We start from the raw sequence: 5,581 nt of genomic DNA on the forward strand, positions 1-5,581 counted from the left end.
TGAGATTATTCCTCTACTGAAGGTATTATAATCTCTTATTAGCTGTCTTGGTTTATTATGCCACTACAGGACAACTTTTTTAAGCATTTACTTTGTAGGAAAAGAACCTATGGATTGGGCCAATATATTTATTCTCGATACGACGTGGGCATTTGCTGCTGAAATTGCTGTGCGTGTCACTGTTATGTTTATCATGATCATTTTATTTCTACGGTTCACTGGGAAGCGTGGTGTTAGGCAGCTCTCTATATTCGAGTTAACTATCATTCTATCATTAGGGTCCATCGCAGGGGACCCTATGTTTACTAAGGATTTACCATTAATTCAGGCATTGCTTATTATGAGCATTGTAGTATGTCTCTATCGATTATGTACTTGGCTTATGATGAAATACCAACCATTTGAAGACCTTTTAGAAGGTACTTCGCTTTATATCGTAGAAGATGGTCTATTGGTCCTTGAGAAAATTGAAGGAGGTGAGATGTCACATGATGAATTTTTTTCTGAAATGCGTATGCAAGGTGTTGAACATTTAGGTCAAGTTCGAGTTGGTTTGTTAGAGACCACTGGAGATTTTAGCCTATTATTATACCCTCACGACCAGGTACGTTATGGTTTACCACTTTTTCCTAAACAATATAAATTAGTCGATCAGATAAATGCAAATGAGTATTATGCTTGTATGTATTGCGGCTATGTTGATAAGCCTTTGAAGGTAGATCAACCTTGTGGGCGATGTCAAAATAAGTGCATAGGATGGGCTAAAGCCATTAATAACAAGATTGTAAGGTAACCAAGTTTTAAAAAACCATACTTCGTTGTAGCTAGAAGGGGCAGGCACCTCCAATCTGTAGTGGCATAATAAGTTGGCTGTGGTATAAAAAGTATGCTCACTATACCCAGCCATAATTGACATAGTGAAACAGTAAATCGAATGCTTTAAAATGATTTGCTAGCTTTTTGGAAAAACAACACGTCTTTCGAAAGACTCGCCTAAGCCTGTGTCTAAAGCGATTGTTATTTCCTTCAATATCAACTGTATGGCGTTTACCCACCTTTTTAAGGTCAAAGTCAAAGGCAGTTAAAAAGCTATCCCAGTTATCACAGCAGATATAGCCAAAGTCAATGCCCAACGCATCAAGCTTGGCTCTTAGCTCTCTAGCCGTCTTTAGATTACGTTTACCCCATATGAAAGCAACAATCTCACTGGTATCTGAGTCGTATGCATAGACTAGCCATACCTTGTGCTTCTTATGCCCTACATACGTCCAAAACTCATCAACTTGCAGTTTTCGGTAATAGCGTTGTTTGGGTTTTATATCATGGTTTGAATTGACCAAAACCCTTAATACTTTGTACTTGCTAACTTTCTCAATGACAACAATGTCAGCAACACTACAGCCTCGAACTAGCATTAAGCGTATCTTGGCATTGATTTTGCTTTTGCATCCTTGGTAGCTTAAATCCATCTCATGGATGAATTGCCGATGGCAGTCTTTGCATTGGTAGTTCTGCTTGCCATAGATTTTCCAGCCGTTTTTCTTTATACTAAAGCCAAGACAGCTTGGGCATCTGATTGTAATTTGTGTCTTCATAACCTCAAATTATCATCTTTTTCTCAAGCTGTCTTTTTTATTTCACCTCAGCATACTTTTCAGACCAGTACCAAAGATTTAAATCAATGGAAAGCTCTTTACAAAAGATTTCTATTGATTTTATGGGATGAAAGGTATCACGAGAAATTTGAACCTGCGAATTTATCAGAATATAGAGTACGCACCGATTTTGAATTTGTTAATTTCCCACATGTACCCGAAATGTGGAAACAAGCTCAATATGCTGAGAATTCCTAGCAGTCAGCACAGAAAACGGAAAAAATAGCATGCTAAGGAAATTAGTCGAGTATTTTTAAAATTGATAATGGGTGAAATGTCTATAAAACGACCGTACTGTGCACATTGTGCCGAACCTTTCTTTATAAAAAATAAATCTCATCAGTCAGTGCCGATATTTCGTCTTTATCATGGCTAACATACAGAATAGGAATTTGCGTAGTAGTGATAATTTGTTGAAAAAACGGCAAAATCTCTTGCTTATGAATACTATCTAGGGCGGATAACGGCTCATCAAGAAGCAGTAATTGCGGAGAATATAGCAAAGCCCGCCCCAAAGCTACTCGCTGTTTTTCACCACCTGACAGCTTGGTTGGCATTCGATGAGTCAAATGCTCAAGTTTTAACAAGTCGATAATTTCATCAATTTGAAACCGCCGATTTTCTGGTGAGATATTACGATAGCCGAACAATAAATTTTCCATGACAGATTTGTGGGGAAAAATTTGAGCATCTTGGAACACCAAACCCACTCGTCGTTGCTGAGTCGATAGATTGATTTTCTTTTGGCTGTCAAACCATGTCTGACCATTGATGATGATTTTACCCTGTTTGGGTGTATTAATTCCCGCGATACTGTGCAAAATACTGGTTTTACCCGAACCCGATACACCAAATAATCCCATAACTTGCTTGGTTGATTGTAAATTTGCTAATAACTGAAATTTACCCAAGCTTAGTAAAAAATCACAATCGAAAACAAGCGGTTGGGTAATATTTATCATAATAATATTCGTTTAAGGTAGAATTTATTGTAAGGTGAGAAGCTAAGCCAGTTTGCGTTTCCTATAACGCCCATACCATTGCGACAACCACAATGCCATAAATGCAATACCAACCGATAAGACCAACAAGCGCATAATTTGGGAATCACTATCGGGCTGTTGTAATAGACTGTAAATAGCCAGCGGTAGTGTCCGAGTTTCGCCCTCAATATTACCGACAAAAGTAATGGTCGCCCCAAATTCCCCCAAACTGCGACAAAACGATAAAATAGCCCCGATCACAATCCCCGCACCCGACAGCGGTAATGTCACTTGGAAAAACGTCCGCAAACGACTTGCACCCAGTGTCATGGCAGTTATTTCTAGGCGTTTATCGACCAACTCAATTGCCAAGCGAACTGACTGTACCATGAGTGGAAAACCCATAACTGCCGATGCCAAGACCGCACCTTTCCAGTTAAAAGCAAGCTCAAAACCCATTCTTGTTAGGTATTTGCCAATTAAGCCTTCATTGCCAAATAGCACAAGCAAGATATAACCTGGTACAACTGGCGGCAATACAAGCGGTAAAAATACCAAAGTTTCAAATAACGATTTACCCCAAAAATCCTTACGAGCGAGCAACCACCCCATGCCAATGGCAGGGACAAGGTTAATCAGCAAGCTAAAACTTGCCACTTGGCAAGATAGCTTAATCACTTCAATTTCTTCTGGCGTCAAATTGGGGGCTAACATAGTTATTTGATTGCTTATTGCAGCCCATTAAAGCCATATTTTTTATAAATCGCTTTGGCAGGAGCGGATTGTAAGAATTGGTAATAGCGCTGTGCTTCAGCGTTTTTCTTAACCATAGCAATGGGATAAACAATCGGTGTATGCGTAGTCAGTGGGAACACACCAATAATTTTTACATTTTTGGCCACCGCTGCATCGGTTGCATACACGACACCAAGCTGACATTCCCCACGATTAACAAAGTTTAACGCCGCACGTACGTCTTCGGTTTCAACGAGACGTGGTTTGAGCGTATCCCACCAGCCAAGATTGGTCATGGCTTGTTTCGCATATTTGCCAACTGGTACACTTGATGTATTACCTGTACACCATTTGCCCGTGAATGCTCCACCTATATTAAAGGATTTTTCCATTCTAATTGGTGTGGTAATAGGTTTTGATTTTGGTGTGATTAAAACCAAACGGTTGCCTAAAATATTTTTGTAAGTACCACCGATGATTTTATTTTTTTTGCTTAAATAATCCATCCAAGCGGTATCTGCTGAGATAAATATATCTGCCCCTGCCCCTTGTTCGATTTGTTTGGCAAGGGTTGATGAGGCAGCATAAGAGGTTTTTACTTTGGTTTTGTATTGTTCTGTGTAGAGTTTATTGATATCGTTAATGGCATTGGTCATGCTGGCAGCAGCATAAATAGTGATATCAGCATTGGCGACTTGGTTAACACCAATGGCAAGGGCTGCTAAAACCAAGGTTTTTGCGACAAATTTCATGCGATTTTCCTCTCTTATATCCAGTATTAATCTTTTTTTACACCTAAGATAATGTGCGATGATTTAATTAAAACGGTGATAGTTGTGACAACGTTTAAAAGCAGTTTTTGGGGCTGTGTTAGGCGCTTATATTTTCTGGTAAAAATAAATTTTTAGAAATAAGCGGATTAATCTTTTGATATTTTAATTCTTGGATTGTAGCATGAAGACCAACGTTTAATATAAACAAAGAGGCAAGTAAGGTGTATGCTGTTGCACTCGCTTATCAACTCTCACATATCAAACGACAAGAAACAATGCACACCTTACCAAAGGACAAAGATAGCAAATATCTGCGTTAAAGAAAATAGAAATCAGTGATAGCGAAATTGCCAGAAGCATCGGCTTTAACAAATCGACTATTAGCCGAGAAATCAAGTGAAAAATAAGGAAGTGAGGCTATTGTCCAAAGTAAGCCCATAGGTTGGCTGCAAAACGCAAGCCTAGGAATGTTAAAGTGAACCGTCCTTGGATTGTCGGAGACCTAAAACTCTGAGACAGCACCCTTATGAAAAGCAAACAACACCCAACTAAAGTTAATAATTTAACTGTAGAGTTACTCATCGAATCGCAAAAAGATTATCTCTCACTCTGGGCGGCCATACAAGCCATCGCCCCCAAATTTGGGTGTAACCATGAAACCCTACGCACATGGCATCAAAAGCACTTAGCTAACCTTGATTGGGTACACTAGTACAACCATGAACGAGTGCATTCTACCAATGGATATTTATCGCCTGAACGAGGATTAGCGAAGCACTGCTTCGCCCGAGTGCAAGACGGAGAGCTATGCTCGTAGTGGATGCGGAAATATCCACTATTGTTTATTAATTCCGTCAGGCTATGCTGCCTCACTCAAGCAAGCTTGTCTCTGATAAAAACAGGACGGTTCAGTCTAAAAAACGAGGGTTTAATAGACACTTTTCTGTCACCAGATTTAAATGGCTATTCTAGCGATTTTTTGTATAACAACTCATTTATTAAATAGCGTATGATAAAGCCTTATATTTTGCTTTATATACATTCGCAAAGGCACTTATGAAAATCGGCTATGCTTGCACATTGACGATTGACCAACTCCCCCTTGATTTATAACTTGACGCGCTAATTAACTGTGTTTGTGAAAAAATCTTTCAAGAGCAAATTTTCTCAGTAAAAGATAAACGCCCTCAACTAGAAAACTGCCTTCAAGCTTTGCGATCTGGTGATACGCTTTACATATAGCGACCTGATGAGATCTAAATTGATTTAATAATACTCAAAGTCAGTAAGTATTTGTCTTAGAAGGGGATAAAACCCGACAAAATTCCTGAACGTGCTATTATTCCGTTTTCTGTGGTGACCCCTATAAGCAGGTTTTTGAAGTTCGAATTATCAATCAAAAATTACGCCTTCATTTAAACGCAATTGCAAGCTA

General features: G+C 39.0%; 6 protein-coding genes and 1 pseudogene. 3 read left to right on the forward strand and 4 right to left on the reverse strand.

Translation table 11 applies throughout. The annotated features are described in order from the left end of the window. Nucleotides 1–109 precede the first annotated feature (109 nt). Nucleotides 110–793 (forward strand): DUF421 domain-containing protein, encoded by a 684-nt coding sequence (locus RT143_RS11985; protein ID WP_060996395.1) that lies wholly within the window; start codon nucleotides 110–112, stop codon nucleotides 791–793. Between the two features lie 100 nt (nucleotides 794–893). Here the strand turns inward: RT143_RS11985 and RT143_RS11990 are convergent, their stop codons facing one another. The 4 genes from RT143_RS11990 to modA form a co-directional block, all read right to left on the reverse strand. Then, nucleotides 894–1,595, reverse strand: coding sequence for an IS1 family transposase (locus RT143_RS11990; protein WP_313093274.1), 702 nt, complete (start codon nucleotides 1,593–1,595; stop codon nucleotides 894–896). A gap of 380 nt (nucleotides 1,596–1,975) precedes the next feature. Next, complete coding sequence (locus tag RT143_RS11995) at nucleotides 1,976–2,617, reverse strand: ATP-binding cassette domain-containing protein (RefSeq protein ID WP_159375491.1); 642 nt, start codon at nucleotides 2,615–2,617, stop codon at nucleotides 1,976–1,978. Nucleotides 2,618–2,659: 42 nt separating this feature from the next. After that, nucleotides 2,660–3,352, reverse strand: coding sequence for a molybdate ABC transporter permease subunit (gene modB / locus RT143_RS12000; protein WP_099808700.1), 693 nt, complete (start codon nucleotides 3,350–3,352; stop codon nucleotides 2,660–2,662). 14 nt (nucleotides 3,353–3,366) lie between these two features. Continuing rightward, nucleotides 3,367–4,125, reverse strand: a complete 759-nt coding sequence (modA, locus tag RT143_RS12005) for a molybdate ABC transporter substrate-binding protein (RefSeq protein WP_313093278.1) — start codon at nucleotides 4,123–4,125, stop codon at nucleotides 3,367–3,369. A gap of 328 nt (nucleotides 4,126–4,453) precedes the next feature. Here modA and RT143_RS12350 point away from each other — a divergent pair, with 328 nt between their 5' ends. Next, a complete protein-coding gene (locus tag RT143_RS12350; protein WP_409519723.1) occupies nucleotides 4,454–4,546 on the forward strand; it encodes a hypothetical protein in 93 nt (30 codons plus the stop codon). A 126-nt stretch (nucleotides 4,547–4,672) separates the two neighbouring features. Next, nucleotides 4,673–4,834: pseudogene (locus RT143_RS12010) on the forward strand (IS3 family transposase); the annotation flags it as partial. Nucleotides 4,835–5,581 lie beyond the last annotated feature (747 nt).

The sequence above is a fragment of the Moraxella sp. CTOTU48268 genome (assembly GCF_032069585.1).
GTDB lineage: Bacteria > Pseudomonadota > Gammaproteobacteria > Pseudomonadales > Moraxellaceae > Faucicola > Faucicola cinerea.

Bases quoted from the DNA above. Each gene is read 5' to 3' on its own strand.
- RT143_RS11985 (WP_060996395.1), top strand. From the start codon at position 110: ATGGATTGGGCCAATATATTTATTCTCGATACGACGTGGGCATTTGCT.
- RT143_RS11990 (WP_313093274.1), bottom strand. From the start codon at position 1,595: ATGAAGACACAAATTACAATCAGATGCCCAAGCTGTCTTGGCTTTAGT.
- RT143_RS11995 (WP_159375491.1), bottom strand. From the start codon at position 2,617: ATGATAAATATTACCCAACCGCTTGTTTTCGATTGTGATTTTTTACTA.
- modB (WP_099808700.1), bottom strand. From the start codon at position 3,352: ATGTTAGCCCCCAATTTGACGCCAGAAGAAATTGAAGTGATTAAGCTA.
- modA (WP_313093278.1), bottom strand. From the start codon at position 4,125: ATGAAATTTGTCGCAAAAACCTTGGTTTTAGCAGCCCTTGCCATTGGT.